Genomic DNA, 25989 nt, shown 5'->3' with positions numbered 1-25989 from the left:
GAAATTTTAATATGATTCTGCTAACCACGGGGTGGAGACTGTAACATGAACTGTGTCAGAGGAATAATTCAATAAGATTATTTATATTCAATTATTCAAACGACACGGTCATGAAAGAAAAGACCCATTCGACTTTGAACGCTTCAAGGCAGAAGCCATGCAAGGTCTTTACGAAGGTAAAAGTTTATCTCCCAATGATGGCGTCCTAGCGCCGTTAATGAAGCATCTGTTGGAATCGATGATGGATGGAGAACTGGAAAACCACTTGAACGAAGAGAAAGCTTCGGGCAATAGCAACCGTCGAAATGGCAAGACCAAAAAGACTGTCCGTGGCCTTAACACTGGAACATTTGAGCTGGAAACAGGCCGGGATAGATCGGGAACGTTCGAGCCTAAAGTAGTACCTAAGAGACAATTAATCATCACTGAACAGCTTGAGGGACACGTGTTGAGCATGTACGCCAAAGGAATGAGCACGCGCGCGATAAGCGAGTTTATACGCGAAATGTATGCAATGGAGATCTCTGCCACAGAAATATCGCGTATTACAGAAAGCGTGCTTCCCGCGGTAAATGAGTGGCGTAGCAGGCCTCTTGAAGCTGTTTATCCCTTTGTATTCCTAGTGTCTCGTCGTATGTTTGATTTAATCTCATAATATGTTTATTAGATTTGAAGAAAGTGTGGTTAAGACAGTTGTCTCATTGGTAGCAGGACACCGTTCAGGACGTTTCGTCACACGCTTTCTTTCATCTCAAAACTGGATAGTTCGATGGATCTTAAAATCCGCATTTACGACGATAGTTTCATAGATGTTATTTTACATTAAATCAATGCTATGAAATGGATTGGAATTGATGTAAGCAAAATCAGTTTTACGGTTGCTTACCCTACAGAAAACGCTTATCGTTTGGAAATCTTTAAGAACGATTGTAAAGGTATTAAACAGTTTATCACCACACTTCATAAGGGCAATTACCAATGTGTCCTGGAAACTACAGGAACGTACAGTACTCTTTTGCTCTATTTGCTCCAAGAAGCACATATAGCTGTGTCCACGGTAAATCCTAAACAGATTAATCACTTTGCCAAGATGATGCTAAGTGTCGCAAAAACTGATAATCTGGATGCTAAGTTAATTGCTATGTATGAAGAAAAAATGAAACCTGATATTTATAAGATTCCAAGCTTGGCCATTCAAAGACTTCGGCAAAAACGGACTCTACTTCGACAATTTAAGAAGCAATTACGTACGCTTTTAAATATTCAGGAATCATTTCTCGCGCTACCAAAAGTCGACCAAACGGCAAACAAAGCTCTAAAAAAGAGTATTGCTTTCATTGAAAAGCAAATACAAGAATTGAATCTTGATATAGTCGCCGTAACCCGTAATGAATTTTCAAAACAGCTGGATCACCTGACATCTATTAAAGGGATAGGAAATGAGTTGCGACTGAACTTATAATGGCAACTGGTGGTTTTGAGTATTTTAATTCAGCTAAAAAATTCGCAAAATACATTGGCGTATGTCCCAGCTATCAACAGTCGGGAACATCAATTAAGACTAAAGGAATCATTACTCGTCATGGCGATCCAGAACTTCGCTCGCTACTTTATATTGCCTCCTGGTCGGCAATCCGATATAATACCGCGTGTAGGGAATTATATGAACGTTTAAAAATTAAAGGTAAACCAAGCAAGGTGGCGTTAATGGCCGTTATAAATAAATTATTAAGACAGGCCTTTGTAGTTATTATATCGAATACGGATTATGTTGACAATTATACATGTTCAAAAGAATAAATAGTTATAAAAAATTTGGAATTTACACACAGTTGGTGTTACACTCCCACGGGGTGATTTACTTGCAAAAATTTTATTATATTTTAAACTATTTCCAAATTTTAATTTCCAAAAAAATTTTAGAACAGAGGTTTAAATGGCGTCTTGTTTCTTACTTCGATATCTCCCTCATATTGTTCAATCGTATTAACAAAATGATCATTGAATTCATGGACACGGTATTTATAAAGCGGGGTGTCCAGATACCTAGTTTGATTATATCCTGCTATTTCCATTAAAGGAAAAAGCAAAGCCATATCAGATGGCATCCTCAGAATATGTCCGGATGCATTTCTTAAACAATTTAGTTCGGGATCAACTTCAATTAATTTTTTAAATAACTTATATCGGAAGGTTCGTAAATGAGAAATTTTCCAATTTGATTTCCGTAGATTATAGTATTCGTATTCACTATATTTAGCTCCAATTTTTGTATTGTTTCCTATATAATTCATTGCACCATAGGTGAATAATAAATTGGGATCTTGATACACAGCATTTAATATGTTAAATACATACTTGTGTGATAATTTATCATCGCCATCTATAATACATACTATATCTTCATCTTTTATAGAAGTGTTGCTCATCAAAGCATCTATCGTGTTCTTTAGAGCATACTTGCGTTCTGTATTTCTAATCTTGGTAATAAAACTATTGTCTGGAATTAAAGACAGACTATTATCTACTGAACAATCATCAATTAATGTTATGTGATAATTTTTATAATCTTGAATCTTGATAGATTCAAAATATTCTTCAATATAATTCCTAATATTTCTGAAAGGTGATATAGCAAATATTTTATTTTCTAAATGTAATATTGGAGATTCTGCACCTGTAAACAAAAAATTATTAGGCAAAATGCTTTGAAGAAAATTGGTCCAGGTAATGCCTTTTATTGTCTCTTTTACGGCCATAAATGAAGTAATATGGGAAAAAAGAGGTTTTGTTAAAATAAAAGATCGTACTTCAGTTATTCCAAAGATTAGATTTAGGCATGGCGTAAATTTAACGGTATATTCTGTTTGAACATTTACATACATACTAAAAACTCCCTGTTCAACGAGATCATTAATTGTATTTTCAAGTAAGTTAAAATTAAACTTTGTTTCTATGTTATTTCCTGTAATAAAGTAGATTATTTCTTCATCGTTTTGATTCGCCCAATCAATAGCTAATTTTAGATTTTGAAATATATCGTCAGTAATTGGATATTGGACAATATCTAATTCTTTATAAACAAGTTCATTTGAAAATGCTGATTTTGTTAAAAAAAAAGTAGCTATCATAATTGCGTTTAAAATTTAATAATATAATTATACCCAAATAAAATAAAAGGTGTTTAGTTCTCTTTGCATAACTATAGAGTATTGGTTTTTATTTCAATATTTTTTGAAAATCATATTTGATGATATTTTACTTTATTTGCCCTACTGTTTTCTGCATGCAATTGTCTTTCTAAGTAGTTATAAATGATCAACTCATTTTCGCGTTGTCTATTGGGAAATATTCTATTTATGGACATATGTATGTAGCTCGCAATTATATTGTACAATAAAATATTATCATACTTTTTAGTTTTATTCGTTAACTCTATTATTATATCTTTAATATTTTTGGATCTAGAATCTAATATTTTATTAATAACAGTTTTTGCATCTCCCTTCTCATTTATTTTAATGAAATTATTGATCCTGTTAATTTTATTATAAGACTTTTTTTGGATATTGAATTCTTGGAAGAAATTATCACGAATTAGTGCGACAAATTTATATTTGTCTTTAATTATTTTAAAAAAATCATCTAGATATCTTTCAGTGCTTTTTATGGCAAACCACATTCTGAGATTGTCTTCGCCATCGAATTTATTGAAGTGATTTAAAAATTTTATTGTCCAATAGCTGTCAAAATGAAAAAAACTTTCCGCATACGATGTCAATAATTCACCTCCGTACCTATTAAATTCCGGAGCGTATTCGTCAACCAATATTCTATGATATTCAACTTTTTCAAGAAGATTTGTTATTAATTGTATTATTTTAACATTTTTTTCCTCGTAACCCACCGCATTTTGAAAACGTAATCTCAAATGAAAACCTGTTTCGTCAATGTATCGTATGAAAAAGAATTTTTCAAATAAATTTTTATTTTTATTTAAAAAATTGTAAATAAAAATGGATAAAAAATCTTCTAATGGCTCTCTATTTCCATAAATTTTTAGAAAAAGCCATTGGCTATTAATACTATACTTCTCTTTCCGGATCTTTCGATTACTAATAGTAGAGGTTATTATGTCTGGCTTTCTTTTGTAAATCGGGATTATAAGCTCATTGACATAAGGGTCACCTTTTGTGTCATGTACGAGGGAATTTTCAGCTGTGAATAAAAATTCCTTTAATATAATGTTCTTTCCTTTTTTTAAGTAATCAATTAAAATTGACTGACATTTATGACTTTTAAAGTCCATATATAATTCGTTGTCTCCGTTAACTATGCATACTATATCGGGAATATTTAACTTTCTTTTTACGATAGTTAAATATTCTTGATAATCACTTATTAATTCGATCTCTTTAATGTTTAAAACCCAAGTGGCTCGGCTTAATATTAAATTCTTATACATTACTCTAGGAAGATAAGACTGATTTTGAAGTAGTCCCCAATTCCAAAAGTCACTAATTGGGACATTTTGAAACTGTAGATCGCCTAAAAACTGGTATACAGGTAATGTATTAAGACGGAAATTGTGAGCAGAAGATAATCTTGGAACTACTTGTTTTTTGAGAGTCTTGCTCTCTAAAATAATTTTATTATTAACAATAGATACAAGAAGATCTTGGAGCGGTATAATACTATTTATTCCAACACTTGGCATTGCAATGAATGGGATTTCATATTTACGTAATGGAGGCCTTTGGCTAATATTTCCCACTTGATCGTTTGGATAATGGACTATCTCTGCAAAGAGACAATGGGGATTACTTAATTCTTCCGTCAATGTTAATTCATTCAATAATAGACGTAATTGCTCATCTCCGTAAGCAAACCGCCCTAAAATATTTGTTCCTCCTGTTACGCCTCCAAATCCCGTTAAATTAAAAATAAAGTTATTTCTGCCCTCTTTTAATAACGAGCCAACCATTGATGAAAAATTTGGAAAAAGAGATTTATCCAATATTTTTTTAGGTCTTAAGATAAGGTCATTTTCAGTAATTTCGATAAAATTTTTTTCACTTTGTACAAATTCAATATACTTTTTTAAAATGAAGTTGGATATTGACCCTAGTTCATTTATAGGAAAGGTAGCTTCTTCATTGAGAATGCCTCCTAACATTTCTATATGTTTATTAATACTATTGTTTTGGTCAACACTTCCTACATACCCAATACCAGTACTAGGGTCTAAAACTTCTAAAAGAGGAATTTTTTGATCACCGTATCGTACTTGAAATAAGTGCTTAAAGTTTTCTAAATTTTGATTTTGTTCCTCATAGAAAAAATCTTGAAGCTCTTCAACTTGTTTAATAATTGTTTCGACCGTCTCAGAATTAATTTCACCTATCATAGTTTTAGGAAATAGTTCGGCAATAAAACCTATATCTTGAGAGCCTGTCAATTTGGATATGCTTTCATTTAATTTGTCCAAAAATTTCAAATCACACGACGGAGCTTTACATAACTTATTTATTTTGATCAATTCCTCCTCTATTTCTCTTTTCAAAATAATGTCGTTGCCTTTTATTAACATTAATAATTGTGCTAGAAAATCATCACCTGTAATAGATATGTTAAAGTTAGAAACTATAATTTGAGCATTAATTAAATCGCTTATATAGTCTTCTGCTTCTTTTAAAGAGATTTCAGGGAATTTTTCAATAAATAAATATGAAAGATCTTTAAAGGATATGGCTCCCTTTTTAAGAGTTCTTACAATATTATTAAGATATTTATCTTTTTTGACAGATGTTAGGTAATAATCTTTTTTGTTATTCTGTTTTATAAGTTTAAAATATCTATAACTGAATTTTGTGTTATAAAAGCTGTCGTTAAGAATTAATTTAGATTTTTCCAGTATGTTTTTGTAGTGTTCATCTTTTAATAGATTTACCAATTTTTCAACTGTATTCAACGTAAGTCTAATTTTAATCGAATTTTCATGAGAAGTTTCCAACAGTATATTAGACTCTTTAGCTAAATTTAAAATACTGCAGCCTGCAAATGTTGCGAATGGAGTTGTTCTAGTACATGATCTTAACCAATATTTGTGTAACGACAACAATAGTTTATTACTATTATTATCGTCTTTGTTCCATTTGTCAAATAGATCTTTGGATGAAATAAGAACGCCAGCTTTGAATAAAAATAATTCATTATTTTTATTTAATTTTTCAAATTTATCTATAAACGATATTGAATATGCTGGGGTTCTAAGAACAATTTGCTTTGGCGTTGTATATAAGGTTGTTTGGTTCGTCATATGAAATAAATAATTTAACTTTATTATTAATGAATTAGCATTAATCTTTGCCAAGACGTATTCTTTAAAATTTCTGAAAAAAGAATGAAAGATGTACCTAATAAGCTCCCTAAAAAAGTAAAAGATTCTTCGCTATCGTTGCTATCTAATTCATGTGAGTAAAGTTCAACTGTTTTATTTAACCAAAAACGTCTTGCATTTGAAATAGAACCGTCATTGAATACGGTATTAAAATGTGTAAGTAGTAAAGATACACTAGAGCTTCCGTGGCATACATATGAATTCATTCTTTGGGCCTCATTAAATATATTATTTTGAATAACGTTCATCATTATATCTTTTGCAAAAGCTAATTTTGAGAGATTTTGAAAACATTGTGCATATGCAGAGATACATAACGCGATGTTTAAATCTCCATGACACCAACCGTTATAAATCATATATTCTTGCAGATTAGCTTCGATTCGGAGTTCTTTGGAGTATTCATTAATTATTCTTTCATTAATCCTCATCGGGAATCTACATTTTTTATCATTTTTATTCCTATCAAGTTGCGTTATAAAATTTATATTCTTTTCAATTGCAGTTTTAACACGTGTGTGTGTTATACCAAATTTGTATAATCTACACAAGAGGGAAATAATACTTGCCTGACCGTGCGCAGTTCCGAGAAATATTTGATCACTATTAGGTGACACCTTATTTTGGAAATAGAGTTCATTTTCATTTTCACATGCTAGGTTTATAAAGGATTCTATGTTTTCTTTGACAAAAGAAAAAATAGAATGGTCATCCATGTAATATGATAAACAATAATACCCACTTGTGAGTCCATATAAATAATCAACGTTACCGTCTTTTGTTTCTGTAAGTATTAAATTCTGTAATCTATTTAACAAAACTTTTGCTGAAGTATCGTCTAAGGATATATTTATTAAGTCGTCTGCCTCCAATATTTGGAACATAAATAGGATAGACGGTATTCCCTCTAAAATACTCATTTTATTAACTAAATCTATTTTATCTAGATTTTCAATTAGATCTTCGATTAAATGTGTTGCTATTTCAGTGAATTTATTTGACCCGTGTATCTTTCCCATATAAGCCCAAAAGAGAATTTTGCAAACAATATCAAGAGCGGTGTCCCTTTCAAAATTCAGTTCTTTCGGAATTTTATTGCTTGATTTCAAAATTAGTTTTTTAATAAATGATGGTTTAAAGCGATTATTTTCTGCTTTAGGTTTCATATTGTAAATTGTTTTAATTAATTTTGAAAATTATTTTAATAAATTTTTGATAAACGAGTGATACCTTTTATTTTACCATTGGGATCCGGTTCTAAATTGAGGAATACGATTTCCTCAATATTTAAATGTTCTTGGAAAAAGGCTATTTTATCATAAATGGAAGTAGGACTTCCTAAAATTGGATTATAAATTAGTAGTTCAAGCTTATTTTTTACTGATAGCCATCTTTTTTTTGCTAAAAAACTTGATTGTTCACATAAGCCTGCGACAGTGAAGTTTATTTGTGGTTCTTTTCCCCAAGTTTTCAAATAGAGCTCTCGGTATTGGTCAATATTTGCTCTCACTATAGACAGTGAATTAACTATATTTGTCTCAAAAGGGATGTGAAATAATGATACTGAACAATTTAAACCTTGAACTGCAAAATGGTTGAAATTATTTCTACCAGAAGTTAGCCCCCATATTTCTGGCTTAATTAAACTACATGGCGGCATATTCAATGCCAGCTTTTTATCAGTAAAGAAGCTACATAATTTCGTTATATTATCTAAATATTGGCCCTTATGTTCAATCCCAAGAGACTCAATGATTTGAACTGGAGCGCTGCCTTTTGCGAGGCCAAGATCAATTCTTTCGGGAAAAAGACTTGCGAGCATTTTATACTGCATTGCAATTTCATACGGTTTATGTATTCCTAATAGAACACCGGCACATCCAACTTTTATGTTATTTGTTAACCCTGCAATTAGTGCAAGTAATATTTCAGGACTATACCAGGAGGCATTTGAAAAATAATGCTCTCCTAACCAGAATCTATTAAATCCTAACTCTTCTGCTTTCTGAGCATATTCGAATATATAATCTGTAAAATTATTTGGGATTGTATACCCTACTCCGAATTCTAAAATTCCTAATTTCATTACTTATTTATGTTATTGTCTAAAATATAGTTGCAAATATCTTCACAATTTAAATTTTTTGACTTCAAAATACCTTTAATGGTAATCGAGTTAATCTTTTTTTTGCTCACTATATAAGTGAAATCTTCAACTAAGGAAATCTTAAAATTTACCCAAACTTCATCTTTTGCCAAAAAGATGAAGTCGGTGAAATTAATTAGAAAATCTATATGATTTCCCTTGAAAAAAAACTGCTTGATAACCAGCCATTTTTGAAGAAGTTCATAGCCTGCTGGGCAATTATGAAGATTAACACCTGAAAAGATCTTATTGTAGATTCTGTAGTCTTGTAGCTTATTGCCAACTATTCTTAACTGGGAGTAAATCTTGATGCAAAGACCAAAGTATTGAATTGAAAAAAAGGATAGAATTGAAGTATCAGTATAGTGAGGTTTGATGTCGTGTTTTACAGTATCGTGAATTAAAATTCTGCCATCAAAAAGGCATTTTAATATGAAATTAATGGATGAAATACAATTTGTGATATCACCTTTTTTTATATAAATTTTTGCTAAATTATAATGTTGTTCTATATATCGAAAGAAAAATGAATTCAAGCCCCAAACTATTAATTCTGAGATGTGGAAAAGACAAAGTTTTGTTAACTTTATAGCTCTCTCATAATTTGAATTTATATAAAAATAATAAGCATCACAAGATAATTTCCATTGTTTTATAAGAACGGATTCTCTTTCGGTAAAGTTCTCTTTTGTTGATATTTTCCAAATCTTTTCACTTAGCCCGATACAGTGATTAGATTCAGGCGATTCGCAATTCCGAATATGCTTAACTAATCCACCGTAAGCCATTGTATATTCTTTGATAATTTGATATTTATTTTTATCAATATTAAGAATTTCGGTAAAATCCTTTTGAAGATAATTTTTCTCGATATCTATTAGAAAATCCTTTAATTTGATATTGTCTTCTTTAGAAGTATTTTCGATTAATTCCAGTAATTGAAATTTGGCGTCGTTGTTAAGTTGTTTTAAATCATCTTTTTTCATTATTGCGGAGTATATTTAAGTCTATCTTTCAACAGCTTTAAACCATTTTAGCGCGGCTTTTACTTTTGAATCATTGCTAATATCTTCATAATTATCGCCCCCTTTAATTTCTAGGTCAGGAGATACAAAAGTTTCATAACAAAGTCCCTTGTTGTCTTTTATAAAAGCAGTCGAATATGTATAAAAAAGGTCTTTTGATAACTTAACCAGTTCTGTCATGCTCGCAAATCCTTTTGTTTTCTCTCCAATAAATATTGTATTATCTGTTCCTTTGAAAGCAAGAGCAGCTTGTTCACCTGCGCTACTAACAAATGGACCTATAAGAATCGCGATTTTTATTTTTTTGAAATCGTGCTCTTTTTTAGTAACAGAAATTAGTTCATCTCCTTGGTAAATATGATTATCTATATTTTTTAATATTATGGAAGAACTATTGCCTTTAATAATAGAAAAGATTGTCCCATTTCCAAGTAGAGAACTTAAACCTGAAATTATTATAGAATAAGTTCCTCCGAGATTTAACCTAAGATCTATAATAATACCCTTTAATTGGTTTGATGATAATACATTCAGCGAATCCTGAAGTCGTTGAGCCATTTCTGACACTTTTTTACAGATACTTTCCTGATCCATAAAATCTTCTATCGGAAGTTGGATTGAAGGAACAGCTAAATAGCCATATTTATTTTGGATTATTTTAGTCCTAAATGCATATTTTTCGTCTAGGGCATATTTGTATATAGTGGAATCATTATTTGTAGATTGGCGACTTTCATAAATTGCTTTAATAATCCTTCCTTTGTATGAGAATAATCCGTGATAATCTTCTAGTTTTGTGTATAACTTTTCTATTGCGGGTAATATACTATTAATCGAATCTGATGCTTCAGGGTTGATTGAATTGTAGAGTTCCGGAATAAATTTATCCCAATTGACCTTAGCTTTATAAATTGAATTTAGTTTTATTTCATTTATCACAGTATCTAAGATCTTATTTTTTTGCGAGTAACACTCTTGTTTAGAAAATAAGAATGGTACCAATAACAATAAATATTTATATATATTCATTTTAATGGTTTTTTTAGTACAAGTAGTTAAAGGATATATTATGAGCAATTAAGTAGATTTAAAGCTAATCCACTTAAGCCCGATAAACCAGGAGTCAAAGATTTTAAATCTGTATTTTTATTCTGAAATATTGAATATAAGTCGAATAATGTAGAGGGTTTGGTCTCTTTTCTGTGTTCATAAAAATCTAAGAAATCAATGTAAGACGGAATGCTATCGCAAGTTTCATTAACAGCTAACTCAGTATCTAATATTAATCTAATTCTATTATTTATTTTTAGCAAAAAATCATTATCGAAAGGGAGTATCTTGTTTGATATTCTCGAGAGATGAATCCTACTTAGTATATAAGTAACCAATCCTCCTAGACCGTAATCGAAATTGCAGTTAACGATTCGATTTGGATCTATTTCCATAACCATTTTATCTATATATTCAAATATTTCATCTACCTCAAAGTCAATAAAATTATTTTGACATAGATAGGATAATCCCCATCCGATACCACATAATCCTGATGAGAATCCATAATATGAATCAGGGGTAATATTTGTAAATAGCATTTCCAGCAAATTATCAGCTTTTTGAATATATTTTGTGTTATGTGAGATATTAGCGTAATTATAATACATAATAATTACACCCATTAATCCATTTGCAATTCCTTTTTCAAGTTGATCATCAACTTGTTTTTCTAAGATTGATAATATTTCTAAAACTGCATGTAGATTTCTATCAGTTTCACTATTAATACTTCTATTGTTAATTTTTGTGAATAATTTGTAATTCTTAAAATCAAAGTTAGTTGTGAAATATTGACGTAGATCGTCTCTTTTTTGTTTGCTTTTATATATTAAATATTCTACTTGTATGATTATCTCACGAGTGTAAAGAGACTTAAGATTGTATTTTAATCTACCTTTTATTTCTTCAGGAAGCAGAGTGTCGATTATTAAAAGCTTATTATATAAAAAATATTTATTATCATTATTATACGGTACAGGACTTTCATTATTTCTAAATATATGACCGACTACAGTGTCTAGAAGTAATTTACAGTTACCTCCAGCTAGCCAAACTTTCATACTGATAAATGCTTCATCACAACCGTAAAACATTAACCCTTCTAATCCTTTAAGATTTTGCCAAAATTTTTTTCTACATGCATATGCCGCACCCAAAACACAAGGGATTAGCATATTGTTATCTGTTACGTTACTTATATCCTTTATATAGTTCCATTTTGCATCTAAAATTGAATTTTTATCTTCAAGATCAACGTAAGCTCCATAAGATATCTCTGTGTCATACAGATTGACTAGCTGACCATTTTTCTTTACTAAAGATCTTGTTTGGCAACATAATAAAGTCTTATCATCTTTTGTTAGTTCATTGACAATTTTTTTGACCCAATTATGATCATAAAACCTCATGTGAGCATCTAATAAGAGGAAGAAAGGAGTTTGTGAAATTTCGATACCTAAATCCCTAGATGCGGCAACTCCCATACGATCATTATTAACTATATAGGTAACGTTTGTTTGTTCAGCTACCAGTTGATAATCATAGTCATCATCTGAAGCATCGTTTATTAAAATTATTTCAACATCATTGTCTGAAAAATCTAAAATATTTCTTACAGTATTCTCTACTTCTATACCCTCATTTAAAAAGGGTATTATAATTGATAATATCTTATCCATCTAATTTGTAAATATGTGTGATAATTTAAATGTCACACCCGAACTAAATATTCCTATTCTTTTTCACATCGTAACTTTTTATGATTACGGCACAAAATTAACCCGTTATTAAAGGCAAAACATTACCAAACTTATAAGCAATAGGAACAGAAATTCTCTAAAAATTTTTAAAGCAACTTCCTTCAGTCTCACGCCATTTTGTAAGATAAAATAATTTGCATGGTTTGTTAAATACAGGTTTGTAAATGTTATAAAATTAATTCCATTATATTGTATTGGTTTTCCGGTTTTTCATATTAAAGATCCAATAAATTGAACCATTCTGATATAAGTTATTATGATAATGTTTCTATGTGGTTATCATAGTCATCTATAACATGGAAATAAATCCACAAACTAGTATATAATTTTAACTTCTCAAAAATCAAATAATAGATTAGTCTATCGAAATATTATTTTTTTAACTGTATTTGAAGTTCTCTTAATAATATTTATTACAAAATTAAAACTTGAAACTAGGTTATCTTAATGATTTTTTCGATAAACTATAGATTTGAAGGTGAAGATAGGCAACAAATATACTTTGAAGTTATTGTTGCCTAGTCCTCAAAAAACAAAGTAAATACCGTTATTTACTACAACACAAAATTGATAAACCTGGATCTTCAGCTGAAGCTAATACAGCAGCAGGTGTTGGTGTTGGTGTTGGTGTTGTTGGTTTTGGTGTCGGTGTTGGCGTTGGTGTTGGCGCAGGAGTTTGATTAGTAACACAGATAAATGAACCAGCATTACCACCATTAATCATTTTTAATTCCTCTGAAGTCAACTCAGAATTCAATTTTGAGATTACTTTCTCATTCAGTTTTAATTTTTTCTTTTCCATTGTAATTAAATTTTTATAATTGTTATACCAATATAGAAATAAATATTGTGAAATTAATTTAAAATATAGAAAAAAATAAAGTGATCTGAGAGTCGCTTGTTTACTGTTGGTCAAAATTACTGCACTAAATGATCTTAGTTTTTAAAAAAAATATATTAAATGCATCGATACGAATAATAAGCGTCATTAGATACATATCAAATGACGCTTATATTCGTGTCACTTATTTTCGTATTCGGGATTTTTGGATAAAATATTTTTCAAACCTATCTAAGATTGTCCATTCAAACACCGAAAGGCAAAGTGGGATCACCGTGACCTGCAATCGTCGATGACATTGAGTACTCTAAACCTTCGGACGTTGGCAAGCGAACTATCCATAAAGTCAATTAATTTAATCCTAGAAGGAATGTAGCGTTTGAGTTTGATTATAAGTTTTAAATTGATTTCCGTTAAATTCACAGCATCCTTTTTCTGTTCCACTCAATGCTTTCTAAGCTTATCTTACCATAAAAGGTAAGAATTGTGCTCGTAGGCTATCTTTCTCCAAGATCCATTAGCTTTCAAATTATGCCGTGATCATCTTTCTATATGTATATTAGTACATTCTGAGACTCACGCAGACGATCTTACAGGCTCTAGAGATTCTGATCCGCAATTAGTCTGTCAACCCGTCAACTAGCTCTTTGCACTTACAGAGCTTAAGAGCTCTTTTTCTATTATATCTTTTAAGATAAGGTGATCCAAACTCAAGTCGCAAACATTCGTTATAAAGTTTTAATACGGTTCTTAATTGATTTTCTAGTCTAATTATTCAGCTCGTCAAAGTCGCTCCCAGCTGATGGCACCGATTTACGAATTTCTCTGATCAATAGGATCAAAACTTCCATTTGATAAACTCATTGACAATTACAAAGAAAACGACCAACTTTATGCCCATCTATACGATTGAAAAAATTAAGGTGGAGCACTGGGAAGATTGCTGGCACTAAATAGTAGTACTGCTTCGCATATAAATTATAGATAATCGAAGCTTAAAACGGTTTCATCCGTGTAATAGTTTCCAGCAGGGAACGGAAATTATTTGCATTTGGAGGCAATTCTAAGCTGGAGAAATTGTGAGATAGAACTCGTTGCAAAATAAGTAAATCATTCAATAAACAGTATCTGATATTGGAGAATCATAAAGATAGCGGACTATATCGGTCGTAACATCAAAGATTTTTCCAAAATAATAATCTATTCAAGTATTTGCGATAGATTTTAACTTATATTTGTAGCATAGGCACTTGCAGCTAAAACGTATATCAAACCAGTGAGTAATTCGGTGAGTAGAAATAGGGATGGTTTGTAAATTGCTGATAAATAGATTGATGCAAGTAGGGTTCGATTCCCCTAAGGGCTACAAAAGATAAAAACCTGCAAATATTTTGCAGGTTTTTTGTTTTTAATATATACTGGCGCTTAACATATAAGAGCTTTTGCTTTAGCATATCCAAGCTCAATCCCTGCATGCTCGAGAGCGATTTGTAGTCGTATTGACCACTGGGAGTAAGTAGGATATATGAGGGGAACCCTCCTTTGTTAAAGGTGTTCATTATCTCAGTCAAGACTTTTGAATCAACAAAAAGATGTGTGCCGGGCTGATCTAATTCCAATACTTTATTTTGCCATTTTTGCTCGTTTGATCCCGAGGAGGTGCATAGATATACAAATTCAATTGGTAATTCGGAGACTTGTGATTCAGCATGTAATTTTTTACTATAGGGCATAGCCTGGATGCATGGAATACACCAAGTCGCCCATAGATCAATGATAACCAGCTTTCCTGCGAAGACAGACTTTAACGTTTTAAGAAGATCCTCACCAGACTTATGTTGGTCAATATAAAGAGTGCTACCAGAGCTCGTCTTTATAATTAGTTTTCCCAAAGTTGAATCCTCAGGTTGAATAACCGCTGATGCAGCACTGATAGAATCAATTTGAGCGATCTTTCTTGTTAACGCCTTAATTTGTGAATCTAAATAATCTTTGGACCAACTAGTATGTAGTGTCGGTCTTAATTCTTCATAGAGCTTACATTGCTCTTTGATATCTCTATCTTCAAATTGTAATTTTAGCAGATCTGCATAAAAGGAGGGAAGCACTTCGTCGTAATATAACGCTAGATTTATGAAACTAAATTTTTTCTTTGTTTTTTTAAAACCTACAACTTGCATGTAATAATTCAGAAACTGGAAATATTCATGCGAATTATTTGATATGGAATAGACGGGAGTGAGCAATTCCCTGATTGTGTCTACTTGTATTGAATTTCGAAATAGATATTTAAGCTTCTTCGCATAATAGATTGATTTTGTTTCCCCCTCAATCAATGTTTGATAAGTGTCGCTAAATTTCGCATAAAATTTCCTATTGATTTGTTGTTGAATGGCAAAAATGCTGTCTAATTTTGCTATATAGTTATTATCTTCAGTAGCGATTGAACTTATTTTGTCGGAAAAATTTTCATTATATCTTTTATTGAAAAGGATATACTCATTCATAATCCGGTTTTTATCACCATCTTTTCCACTGAATTTTATCCCATCACCTGTCATGTAAACAGATTTTTTCTTTAATTTAACAAGATCAAAAGTGATTTCAAGGTATTCATCACTATAGAGACAGGTATATACATAATCACCAAATGTAAACCAGATCTGACGATTTGGAAGTTTATCCGGTAATGTAATAAGAAAAGATCCATCTTGATCTAGCTTGATGCTATAGGAAGATTGTATTGGATTTCCGACGTTTACAAGACTGTACTTTATCGTTATATCCTGGAGATCATTAGCCGACCAATTGACTACGCGTCCCTTAATTTGGGGGTATGATTTTTTCAAAGAGTGTTGACTATAATTAGGGGCCGTTATTGGAAAATCATCTGACTTGGTTTGCCCTAAGATCCTTAAAGGGATAATAAAAATAAGGAGATAAAATAGATTAATTTTCATAATTTGTTTTTTGATTTACTTAAAATTTGAAGTACAGATTCTTTCTTTTGTCTTGCGATTGGTACTATTGAATTATCTTTCATTAAAATATAGGCTGATTGTCCCTTGGTGATCGATAAAACATGTTCTGAATTAATAAGATGGCTTTGATGCGTACGGATAAAACCATATGCATGGAGCATGTCATCATATTCTTTAAGTGTTTTACTGATAATGATCGGTCTACGGCTAGTAAGATATATTTCTGTGTAATTATTGTCTGCCTGACAGCGGATGATATCCGAAATAGAAACATATAGCGTTTCTCTTCCTGCCGGTAGGGCTATTTTGTGGGTCTTTCGCTGTTTGTTCGTAAGATTTTGAATCAGATTTTCTAAACTTAAATTGTATTTTTTTAATTTAATTTTTGAGATAGCTTTCTCTAACGCAGTTTCTAGCTCCGCAAAATTAAGTGGCTTTAAGAGGTAATCTAATGCTGAAAATTTAATCGCCTGAATACCAAATCTGTCATACGCGGTGACGAAAATTACTTCGAAATCTCTGTTCTCTAGCGCTTGTAATAAATCAAAACCATTTTTATCGGGCATTTGGATATCAAGAAAAACCAATTCGGGTTTTTGATTATTAATCAAAACAGTTGCCTCTTCAACGTGTATAGCGGTGCCTACTAAACGTAAAGTGCTCTCAAATTTATCTAAGTATCTTTTTAATATTTCGATGTTGTTGATCTCATCATCTACAATTATATAGTCGATCATGGTATTATATGTTAGCTATCCAATGGGAAATGACAATACAGATTTCTGTCATGTTTGAATTTGCTTTGATTTGAATTTGGAAAGAGTTTTCAGGATAAAGCTGTTCCAAAAGAGCCAATCGTTCCTTGGTTAATCTTAAACCATAACCACCCGTAGCCTCGATGGCCTCCGTATTAAATCTCTCTCCGTTGTCAGCTACACCGAGTACTAGATCGTGTCTTTGTTGATCGATTGTGACTACAATTTTTCCTTTAGAACCTAGCGTTGAAATGCCGTGTTTTACAGCATTTTCCACAATTGGCTGAAGTAATAAGTTTGGAATGTCAATCAAATCGTTATGGATCTTTAAATTATTCAATATGTCATACTGGAATCCAAATCTCAATTGTTCCATTTGTAAGTAGTCATCTAATAATTGGAGCTCTTCGCTGAGTGTATTCATTTCTTTTTCTGCATTCTCTAAAGTGGCTCTGGTCAATGAAGAGAATTTAGTTAGGTAATGATTGGTACCTTTAAAGTCCTTCTTTTGGATTAAGTTCTCTATCGAGTTAATGGCATTAAACATAAAATGAGGATTTAGTTGAGATTGTATATTTTTGATTTGAAGAGTAAGTGTTTGCCGTTTTTGCTCAATCTTTACGAGACGTTTGCGCGTTCTATATCGAAGTGTAAAAAAAACAATCACAATGATTGTTAGGCTAGTGAGAGCTGTTGGCCATAAAACGGGCCAGAGTGTGGAGGAAAATTGTTGTGGAGCTTGTATAATATGATAAGGTATTCTCAGAATCTCATTGGTATTGTAGGTATTAATGTCTCCTGTTTTATGGATCAGCAATTCGTATTCCCCTATTTCATTCAGATATTTATTGGAAACTTCAAATTTTTTAGCTTGTGTCCACCATTCAAGCTGAATGGTGTCAGCGCTGTTTTTTATCTTTTTGATCAATTGGACAGAATAAGGAGTGGTAGCATGATCCTCAAATTCAAGATTCAGCGAAGTGATGCTGTCTTTATTGAAAGTAAGATCTAAGGGCGCGCCAGTATATTCGTCGTATTGATGTACATAACCTTTATTAAATGATCGATCTAGTAAATTGAAATAACCATATTCACTCGGCCCACGGGCGATGATTTGCTCGAGTATAGGACGTTTGTTTTTCCGCCAATCCAAGATGTAACCGTCTCTAATGCCGTAAATTTTTCTGTGTCTGACTTCAACTAGAATTAACTTTCCAGGATAATTGAACGTGCCAATTGAACCATAGGGGACTTTCGCTCCATATTTCATAGAAAGTGTGGGGATAGGAGCCCAAGGCGTGAGTTCGATGCTGTCATTTTCGACAACTCGATAAAGAAAATCCTTATAATTATCTTTATTGATACCCATAGCTATGATTATAGCATCAGAACTGTCCGGTATAAAATAGCTATGATAGGTTTTAGATAGATGTTGAACCTTAGGCGAGATAAAGTTTTTGAGCTTCGGATTTAGTTTTATACCTAAAAGAATCGGTGAATTAGGCACTTGCCTTAAGCCTTTGCCCGGCAGTGTTTTATTGTTGTCAAAGTCCTCGAAGATATGCGATATATATTTATCAGATTTTACAAAGACGATATCACTTCTTACCATCATCCGTTTATCTGTAGAATAGCCATTAAAATGAAAATTTTCTCCAAAATAATAGTCATTGCCTTGTGGGTCTTGTGCTGAAGTTCTGAAAATTTGAATTAATAAAAATATTAAGAATAGCCTCTTCATTATTTATAGTTTATTAATCGAAAATGCTCAAAATATATTGAAACTGCGAATAAGGTTGAGAGATTGGAATGATTTGCTGAGTATTTGGAAAATACACAGGTTAACAGCATCACTTTGTTGATACAAATAAGCAGTTTATTGAGATAATTCTATAGTATCAGAATCTTTACAATCCCTAAATTTGAGTAATCAATTATAGAAAGAAACCTTAGAGAAGCATTTAGAAAGTCAAATCAGAAATCATTCGTCCATTTTCTTCGTGAAGAAAAATAATGTAGAACGTCGGAATGTGAGCAGATAAGGTCAATATTTATTGGGTGTATAAGATAGAAAATTAGTAGAAAAGTAATTTAAAAATCGGAAGACTTTGAAGAAACTGTCATAAAGTCTTTTTTTAGCTTAAAAAAGCTAATACCATTTAGCTTAATATAAAAGTAACCAATTATGTGGAAATTAAAACTAAGCGTTCGCTCGATGATGAGGCGGGCCTCAATCCGTTCGTCCTAAAAATACCCCCTGAAATAGCTTTTATGCTGACGAAATTTTAATGGATGTATCAGAAGATCAATGACTCTGGGATTCATTGGCGGTGATATGTAATGTTTATAGAATAAATTCTAACCAATAATAATATTTTATGAAAACTAAACAAGCAGCAAGCGGCAGCTGGCTATTGTATCGATTAATCTGGGCTATTGTCTGGCTAAGTTTAAGCGTTGTAGGTTGTAAAGAGGATAAGCCTGCCGCTGTAAATGAAGGAATTCCTTTTGATCCTTCTCAGCCTGTAGTTGTGTCTGATTTTGCACCGACATCCGGAGGTGTTGGCCAGCGCCTTGTTATCTATGGCAAAAACTTTGGAAACGATCCAAAGAATGTTTCGGTCCTTATTGGCGGAAAGCAAGCAGTCGTTGTCAATGTATTGGGTGAGTCTCTGTACTGCCTTGTGCCTAAACAGGCTTTTAGAGGGGATATTGAGGTTCGCGTGGGTAATCAGGACAAACAGATTGTTGGTAAAGCAGAAAGGCTGTTCGATTATCAACGTAAGATGGTTGTCTCAACGCTTGCAGGCTATAGAAATGCGCGTGGTGATGAACCCTGGCGGGATGGAAAATTTAAGCATGCTGATGAAAATAAAATGGCCAGCGGTTTTTGGGAACCTTCTTTTATGAAGTTTGATCCTGCCAACCCCAAACATCTCTGGATGACCTTTGATAACAATAATGGCTTATACCTCGTCAATTTCGAGGATAGTACCATCACCAAAAAACGTTCGGATTTTGACCGCCCCCGTAGTGTTGATTTTACGCTCGATAAAAAGTATATGATTATTGCAGAGGATCGTGGCGGAGAAAATGATCGGGCGACTTATCGCTTATCGCGTGACAGAAACTGGCAGGATAGAGAAGTTCTAACGACTTATAAACAGTGTAATGGTGCCTCAATCCATCCTGTGAATGGAGAAATGTATTTCAATAGTTATGAAAAGGGACAATTTTTTCGATTCGACCTCAATAAATATTTTAGCGAAGGGCTGGGTGTTAAAGATTATGAGACATTATTTGTGGTGCATGATCCACAGTGGGAGTACAAGATTTTCATCCATCCGACGGGTAACTATGCCTATATCGTTGTCATTAATCAAGGCTATATTCTCCGGGTAAACTACAACTGGGAAAAGAAACGATTTACACAGCCCTACCTCGTGTGTGGTCAAATTAGAGCTTTTGGTTATCAAGATGGCGTCGGCTCTTCAGCGCGCTTAAATAATCCCTATCAAGGTGTATTTGTAAAAAATCAAGCCTATGTTGATGCGGGTAAGAATGATGCGTATGATTTCTATTTCACGGATCAGATGAACCATGCGATACGGATTTTAACCCCTGAAGCAAGCGTTACAACCTTTGCAGGTAGGGGAAGTTCTAGCCTCAATAGTAATCCTTACGGTTATGTAAACGGGGACCTGCGACTAGAAGCGCGTTTTGATCGTCCTTCAGGTATTGCTTATAATGAAGCGGAAGGAGCGTTTTATATTGGAGATCAAGCCAATCGTCGTATTCGTAAGATTGCGCTAGAAGAGATGGACCAAGCTAGCCAAAACCAATAAACTAAAAAGAATTATGAAAAGATTATTACTGCTATGTACGCTACTGCTCACGGTAATTGGCTTAACCATGGCCCAAGAAAGCGTGGAGGTTATTGGGCTAGTCTCCGACGCTCAGAAGACACCTTTGATCGGTGTGAGCGTGTCGGTAAAAGATGCTCCGGGATGGGGTGTGGTAACCGATAATAATGGACGATATAAAATTAAAGTCGATCGCTATAAAACACTTATTTTTTCCTCTGTTGGCTATCAAAAAAAGGAGGTTTTGGTAAAAGATAACTTGACTATCAACGTAACCTTGCTGGAGGCGGAAACGAGTGTGTTAGATGAGGTTGTTGTAACGGGTACTGGTACACAAAAAAGGTTGACATTAACAGGGGCTGTCAGTACAGTGGATGTCGAGACCATGAAATCAAATCCTACATCCAGCATTACAAATGCGCTCGCCGGAAATGTACCCGGCGTGATGGCGATGATGCAATCTGGCCAGCCCGGTAAAAACATTTCTGAATTTTGGATACGTGGGATCTCAACTTTTGGCGGTGGGACCGCTGCCTTGGTCCTCGTTGACAATATTGAACGGGATATCAATGATATCAACATCGAAGATATTGCTACCATTACAGTGCTCAAAGATGCCGCTGTAACGGCGATTTATGGATCTAAGGGGGCTAATGGTGTTATTTTAATTACTACCAAACATGGTAAAGAGGGAAAAATCAGCATTAACGTAAAAGATGAAAATATTTACAACACGCGGACCATTACGCCCGAGTTTGAGGACGGTGTAACTTATGCAAACCTACTGAATGAAGCGCGTATTACGCGAAACAATGCTCCGGTCTATCAACCCGAAGAACTCGAAATCTTGCGATTGGGCCTAGACCCCGATCTTTATCCGAATGTGAACTGGAAAGATATGTTGCTCAAAAAAGGAGCGATGACCTATCGTGCGAATTTAAATTTAAGTGGCGGCGGACCAACTGCCCGTTATTTTGTGTCAGGAAGTTACGTTGATGAGGGCGGGATGTACAAAACAGATGAAGCCCTGCGTAAAGACTATAATACAAATGCGAATTTTAGACGTTGGAACTATCGCTTAAATACGGATATCAATGTGACCAAATCAACTTTGCTTAAAGTTGGTGTGGCTGGAGATCTCAGTAAAAGGAATAGCCCCGGATTAGGTGATGATTTCTTTTGGGGAGTACTATTTGGATATTCACCCATAAGAACCCCGATAATGTACTCTGATGGCCGGGTTCCTGCGATCGGTGAAGGCAATATGACAAATCCATGGGTAGTAGCAACACAAACAGGGTTCAATGAGAACTGGACCAATAAAGTGCAGACCAATATTACCCTCGAACAAAATTTTGATTTTATTACTAAAGGCCTTCGTTTCCGGGGAATTGTCGGCTACGACACTTTTAATGAGAATAATATTCAGCGACGAAAATGGCCTGAGCAATGGCTTGCCGAACGTGCAAGAGATGAAAATGGTCAAATAGTTTATCGGCATATATCAGATCCGAGAGAAATGTATCAATACAGTTTCTCCAAGGGAGATCGACGTGAATTCTATGATCTGATGTTTAATTATGATAGAAATATTGGTGATCATAATATCGGAGCGGTTGCTCGATTTACACGCGATGCTCTTGTAAAAACGGTAGATCTCGGCGATGATATAAAAAATGGTATAGCAAGACGTAATCAAGGAATGGCCGGTCGAGTTACCTACAATTGGAAATCACGTTATTTTGTTGATTTTAACTTCGGTTATAATGGATCAGAGAACTTTGCCATTGGTCAGCAGTATGGATTTTTTCCGGCATTTTCAGGGGCTTGGAATGTTTCAGAAGAAACATTTGTCAAAGAAAATATGCCTTGGATGAATATGTTCAAGATCCGCTATTCTTGGGGTAAAGTGGGGAACGATCAGCTAAAAATTGGAAACGATCAAGAGCGTTTCCCTTATTTATACACAATTTCTGGAATTTCTAGTGTTTACAAGTGGGGAGACTATGGCGTTGATCGGAATTATACGGGCTTAAGATATAGCCAAGTTGCTTCGCCATATGTGACCTGGGAGATGGCTGTCAAGAAAAATTTAGGCTTTGACCTCGCCTTGTTTAAGGATAAAGTTATTGCCAACTTGGATTTCTTTGATGAAAAACGGACCGGAATTTATATGGAACGTAGGTATTTGCCAAGCTTGGTGGGCTTGGAAAGTACACCAAGGGCAAATGTGGGGGCGGTTAAATCACGTGGTTTCGATGGACGGTTGGAGTATAAGGGAAAATTGGGCGAGGTGAATCTGACAGGGCGAAGTAATATTACCTATAGTAAAAATGAAATTACGACAATCGATGAAGAAAATAATGTGTATGGTTATCAAAATCGAAAAGGCTACCGTGTAGATCAGGCGGTTGGATTGATCGCTTTAGGGCTTTTTAAAGATTACGATGATATCCGCAATAGTCCAAAACAAACATTTGGGACCTACCAACCAGGTGATATCAAATACAAAGATGTAAATGGCGACGGCGTTATCGATGATGGCGATCGGGTCGCTGTCGGAGCAACCAGAAGACCCAATCTAATCTATGGTGTGGGCGCGTCGGCAAGCTGGAAAAATTTGGATATCAGTGTGCATTTTCAGGGAGCAGGTAAATCTACTTTCTTCACCTATGGAAAGACTGTATATGCCTTTAGCGAAGGCGAGTGGGGGCAAGTGATGAAAGGAAGTATGGGCGATAATCGGTGGATTTCAGCCGATATTTCTGGAAATCCAGCGACGGAAGATCCGAATGCTTCGTACCCGCGCCTGAGTTATGGCCCTAATCCGAATAACTTCCGGGAGTCTACCTTTTGGCTGCGTAATGGTCAATATCTCCGACTTAAAACTGTAGATATTGGTTATAGCTTGCCCAAACATCTGGCCAATCGTATCCGGGCAAATAGCATTCGATTTTTTGTCATTGGTAGCAACCTCCTGACTTGGTCAACATTTAAATTATGGGATCCCGAATTAGCAAGCCCACGGGGAGAAGATTATCCATTGCCAAAGTCGTTCACTTTTGGTGTCAATGTTAACCTTTAAAATTTAAAGAAATGAAAAATAAGAAATTATATGTTGTATTGATGCTTCTACTTGGCACAGGCGTCATTTCTTCCTGTACAAAAGATTATTTAAAGTCTGATCAATATTTCAAAGACCGCCTCACAACCGAGAAAGTCTTTAAGAGCAAGCTCTATTCGGAAGAGTGGCTTGCCAATGTATTTTTAGAATTCAAGGGTGAAAATGCAGATGTAGCAAGTAAAGGGCTTACTCCGCATTGTTTTGCAGATGATATGTACTATGGTGATCGCGATAAAGATTATGATCCATCAAAAAATGAATTGTCTTACAACATGTTTAAGATGGGCCTTTATACGGAGAATGATAAACAGGGGACATGGGCGCAATGTTACCGTGGGATTCGGAATGCAACCACCTTTATTCAGCATATTTATATGAATACTGAAATGTCTACTGCTGAAATTGCGGATTACCGCGGGCAAGCGCGTTTTGCACGGGCCTATTTATACTGGCTTTTGCTTCGTAAATATGGACCGATTCCATTGTTGCCAGATGAGGGCTTAGACTATACGGATAGCTATGATAATTTGGCGGTTCCACGTAATACGTATGAAGAGTGCGCTAACTATATTAGTGATGAAATGTTGTTGGCGGCAAAAGAAATGGAAGCTTTAGGTATGAAAAGGAGCCAAGACGGTTCTGCCCGTCCGAGTGTAGGTGCAGCTTTGGCAACGCGAGCCAAAGCCTTACTGTATGCTGCAAGTCCGCTGGCCAATGGTAATAATGCAAGTATTGGGGCAAGGTTGGTTGACAATCAAGGAAAACGTCTCCTTTCCGCAGAATATAAAGAAGAGAAGTGGGCTAAGGCTGCGGCAGCGGCGCGAGATGTTATGGAACTAGGCGTGTATCAACTGTATTGGACAGGATTACAAACAACAGGAAATGATGCCACCGTAATACCGCCTAAAGACAACAATTTCTCGGAAAAGAGCTGGCCCGATGGCTGGGCAAATATCGACCCGGCTAAATCTTATGCCCAGGTATTTGACGGTACGTTGCCAGCCTCTGGAAACCCTGAGTTAATCTTCACACGTGGTACCAATCAGGAGAACGAAGGGATTGATGCTATGGTTGCCCATCAGCTTCCACGTTCGGCAACTGGATGGAACACACACGGGCTGACGCAAAAACTTGTAGACGCTTACTATATGGATAATGGTTTGGATGTACCGGGAATGGATAAAGAAATCGGTCGTGGAAATGGTTCAAATCGCTTGAGCGGCTATGTTTCACAAGAAGATTATGACAAGGGAAAATACAAGCCCTTGCGCCCGGGAGTCTCTTTGCAGTATGCGAATCGCGAACCTCGCTTTTATGCTTCTGTTGCTTTCAATGGTAGTTTCTGGACATTGTTGAACGAAACACAAGAACGCAATCGGAACCAACAGGTGTTCTATTACCGCGATAATGACAAGGGGAATGGGTTTAACTCGTCCAATGCCTATTGGCTCCGTACAGGTTTCGGTGTTAAAAAGTTTGTTCATCAAAATGATACTTATGAAGGAGGAAGTATGGCTCGTATCGTGCCAAAAGCGGAGCCAGCAATTCGATATGCGGATATTTTACTCATGTACGCTGAAGCATTAAATGAGCTGGGCGGATCCTATAGTATTCCATCTTGGCGAGGTGGTGTTTACACCATTAGCCGAGATATCGCAGAGATGAAAAAAGGAATACAGCCTGTACGGATTCGCGGTGGCGTACCAGATTACAGTGTAAGTGTATATAGCAATAAAGTCGAGCTGAGAAAAACATTAAAACGCGAGCGTTTTATCGAGCTTATGGGAGAGGGGCAACGTTACTATGATTTACGCCGTTGGATGGATGCTCCCGTCGAAGAGGCTCTGCCTATCTATGGTTGTAATATCCTCATGAACCAAAAAGATCGGGATCTCTTTCATCAGCCAGTTGCGGTATGGGCTTTGAAAACAACTTTTGCAGATAAAATGTGGTTTTGGCCGATTAGTCATAGCGAACTAAAACGCAATAAGAACTTAACACAAAATCCAGGATGGACTTATAACGATTAATCAAATAGATA

16 protein-coding genes and 1 pseudogene are annotated in these 25989 nt (G+C 34.4%); 6 read left to right on the top strand and 11 right to left on the bottom strand.

What is annotated here, in order from left to right:
* Positions 1 to 157: 157 nt before the first annotated feature.
* The 3 genes and pseudogenes from B3600_RS19885 to B3600_RS19875 form a co-directional block, all read left to right on the top strand.
* Positions 158 to 622: pseudogene (locus tag B3600_RS19885) on the top strand (transposase); the annotation flags it as partial.
* A gap of 213 nt (positions 623 to 835) precedes the next feature.
* Positions 836 to 1462: an IS110 family transposase gene (locus tag B3600_RS19880; RefSeq protein WP_286754178.1), complete on the top strand. Its 627-nt coding sequence runs from the start codon at positions 836 to 838 to the stop codon at positions 1460 to 1462.
* Positions 1462 to 1800, top strand: coding sequence for a transposase (locus tag B3600_RS19875; RefSeq protein WP_286754177.1), 339 nt, complete (start codon positions 1462 to 1464; stop codon positions 1798 to 1800). Before B3600_RS19880 ends, B3600_RS19875 begins: the two co-directional genes overlap by 1 nt.
* A gap of 119 nt (positions 1801 to 1919) precedes the next feature.
* Here the strand turns inward: B3600_RS19875 and B3600_RS19870 are convergent, their stop codons facing one another.
* From B3600_RS19870 to B3600_RS19820, 11 genes are all read right to left on the bottom strand, one after another.
* Positions 1920 to 3131 (bottom strand): glycosyltransferase family A protein, encoded by a 1212-nt coding sequence (locus B3600_RS19870; RefSeq protein ID WP_286754176.1) that lies wholly within the window; start codon positions 3129 to 3131, stop codon positions 1920 to 1922.
* 110 nt (positions 3132 to 3241) lie between these two features.
* Positions 3242 to 6373 (bottom strand): lantibiotic dehydratase, encoded by a 3132-nt coding sequence (locus tag B3600_RS19865; protein WP_286754175.1) that lies wholly within the window; start codon positions 6371 to 6373, stop codon positions 3242 to 3244.
* Complete coding sequence (locus B3600_RS19860) at positions 6346 to 7566, bottom strand: lanthionine synthetase LanC family protein (protein ID WP_286754174.1); 1221 nt, start codon at positions 7564 to 7566, stop codon at positions 6346 to 6348. The genes B3600_RS19865 and B3600_RS19860 overlap by 28 nt, the downstream gene beginning before the upstream one ends.
* Positions 7567 to 7601: 35 nt before the next feature.
* On the bottom strand, positions 7602 to 8486 hold the full coding sequence (locus tag B3600_RS19855; RefSeq protein WP_286754173.1) for an LLM class flavin-dependent oxidoreductase: 885 nt from the start codon (positions 8484 to 8486) through the stop codon (positions 7602 to 7604).
* Positions 8486 to 9532, bottom strand: coding sequence for a hypothetical protein (locus B3600_RS19850; protein WP_286754172.1), 1047 nt, complete (start codon positions 9530 to 9532; stop codon positions 8486 to 8488). Before B3600_RS19850 ends, B3600_RS19855 begins: the two co-directional genes overlap by 1 nt.
* Positions 9533 to 9553: 21 nt before the next feature.
* Complete coding sequence (locus tag B3600_RS19845) at positions 9554 to 10600, bottom strand: S41 family peptidase (RefSeq protein WP_286754171.1); 1047 nt, start codon at positions 10598 to 10600, stop codon at positions 9554 to 9556.
* A 38-nt stretch (positions 10601 to 10638) separates the two neighbouring features.
* The gene (locus tag B3600_RS19840; protein WP_286754170.1) at positions 10639 to 12303 is read right to left on the bottom strand and encodes a glycosyltransferase; all 1665 of its coding nucleotides are present in this window, start codon (positions 12301 to 12303) and stop codon (positions 10639 to 10641) included.
* A 628-nt stretch (positions 12304 to 12931) separates the two neighbouring features.
* On the bottom strand, positions 12932 to 13186 hold the full coding sequence (locus B3600_RS19835) for a hypothetical protein (protein ID WP_286754169.1): 255 nt from the start codon (positions 13184 to 13186) through the stop codon (positions 12932 to 12934).
* A gap of 1307 nt (positions 13187 to 14493) precedes the next feature.
* Positions 14494 to 16185: a TlpA family protein disulfide reductase gene (locus B3600_RS19830; protein WP_286754168.1), complete on the bottom strand. Its 1692-nt coding sequence runs from the start codon at positions 16183 to 16185 to the stop codon at positions 14494 to 14496.
* Positions 16182 to 16943 (bottom strand): LytR/AlgR family response regulator transcription factor, encoded by a 762-nt coding sequence (locus B3600_RS19825; RefSeq protein WP_286754167.1) that lies wholly within the window; start codon positions 16941 to 16943, stop codon positions 16182 to 16184. Before B3600_RS19825 ends, B3600_RS19830 begins: the two co-directional genes overlap by 4 nt.
* Before the next feature lie 4 nt (positions 16944 to 16947).
* On the bottom strand, positions 16948 to 18702 hold the full coding sequence (locus tag B3600_RS19820) for a sensor histidine kinase (protein ID WP_286754166.1): 1755 nt from the start codon (positions 18700 to 18702) through the stop codon (positions 16948 to 16950).
* A gap of 637 nt (positions 18703 to 19339) precedes the next feature.
* Between B3600_RS19820 and B3600_RS19815 the strand changes: the two genes are divergently transcribed.
* From B3600_RS19815 to B3600_RS19805, 3 genes are read left to right on the top strand one after another with little or no spacing between them, the layout of a single operon-like run.
* Positions 19340 to 20806 (top strand): IPT/TIG domain-containing protein, encoded by a 1467-nt coding sequence (locus B3600_RS19815; protein ID WP_070562418.1) that lies wholly within the window; start codon positions 19340 to 19342, stop codon positions 20804 to 20806.
* A gap of 13 nt (positions 20807 to 20819) precedes the next feature.
* Positions 20820 to 23909 carry a SusC/RagA family TonB-linked outer membrane protein gene (locus B3600_RS19810; RefSeq protein ID WP_286754165.1) on the top strand — a complete coding sequence of 1030 codons (3090 nt, stop codon included), beginning with the start codon at positions 20820 to 20822 and terminating at the stop codon, positions 23907 to 23909.
* Positions 23910 to 23920: 11 nt separating this feature from the next.
* Entirely contained in the window at positions 23921 to 25978 is a 2058-nt protein-coding gene (locus tag B3600_RS19805; protein WP_070562409.1) for a RagB/SusD family nutrient uptake outer membrane protein, read from the top strand.
* The last annotated feature ends 11 nt before the right edge of the window (positions 25979 to 25989 follow it).

This window comes from Sphingobacterium sp. UBA2480 (assembly GCF_002341965.1).
Lineage (GTDB): Bacteria > Bacteroidota > Bacteroidia > Sphingobacteriales > Sphingobacteriaceae > Sphingobacterium > Sphingobacterium multivorum.
The sequence above is the reverse complement of the archived record's forward strand: the minus strand, read 5'-3'. Positions and strand labels throughout refer to the sequence as shown.

Excerpts from the sequence above, each read along its gene's own strand:
- B3600_RS19880 (WP_286754178.1), top strand. The coding sequence starts at position 836 with ATGAAATGGATTGGAATTGATGTAAGCAAAATCAGTTTTACGGTTGCT.
- B3600_RS19875 (WP_286754177.1), top strand. The coding sequence starts at position 1,462 with ATGGCAACTGGTGGTTTTGAGTATTTTAATTCAGCTAAAAAATTCGCA.
- B3600_RS19870 (WP_286754176.1), bottom strand. The coding sequence starts at position 3,131 with ATGATAGCTACTTTTTTTTTAACAAAATCAGCATTTTCAAATGAACTT.
- B3600_RS19860 (WP_286754174.1), bottom strand. The coding sequence starts at position 7,566 with ATGAAACCTAAAGCAGAAAATAATCGCTTTAAACCATCATTTATTAAA.
- B3600_RS19855 (WP_286754173.1), bottom strand. The coding sequence starts at position 8,486 with ATGAAATTAGGAATTTTAGAATTCGGAGTAGGGTATACAATCCCAAAT.
- B3600_RS19850 (WP_286754172.1), bottom strand. The coding sequence starts at position 9,532 with ATGAAAAAAGATGATTTAAAACAACTTAACAACGACGCCAAATTTCAA.
- B3600_RS19845 (WP_286754171.1), bottom strand. The coding sequence starts at position 10,600 with ATGAATATATATAAATATTTATTGTTATTGGTACCATTCTTATTTTCT.
- B3600_RS19840 (WP_286754170.1), bottom strand. The coding sequence starts at position 12,303 with ATGGATAAGATATTATCAATTATAATACCCTTTTTAAATGAGGGTATA.
- B3600_RS19835 (WP_286754169.1), bottom strand. The coding sequence starts at position 13,186 with ATGGAAAAGAAAAAATTAAAACTGAATGAGAAAGTAATCTCAAAATTG.
- B3600_RS19830 (WP_286754168.1), bottom strand. The coding sequence starts at position 16,185 with ATGAAAATTAATCTATTTTATCTCCTTATTTTTATTATCCCTTTAAGG.
- B3600_RS19825 (WP_286754167.1), bottom strand. The coding sequence starts at position 16,943 with ATGATCGACTATATAATTGTAGATGATGAGATCAACAACATCGAAATA.
- B3600_RS19820 (WP_286754166.1), bottom strand. The coding sequence starts at position 18,702 with ATGAAGAGGCTATTCTTAATATTTTTATTAATTCAAATTTTCAGAACT.
- B3600_RS19815 (WP_070562418.1), top strand. The coding sequence starts at position 19,340 with ATGAAAACTAAACAAGCAGCAAGCGGCAGCTGGCTATTGTATCGATTA.
- B3600_RS19810 (WP_286754165.1), top strand. The coding sequence starts at position 20,820 with ATGAAAAGATTATTACTGCTATGTACGCTACTGCTCACGGTAATTGGC.
- B3600_RS19805 (WP_070562409.1), top strand. The coding sequence starts at position 23,921 with ATGAAAAATAAGAAATTATATGTTGTATTGATGCTTCTACTTGGCACA.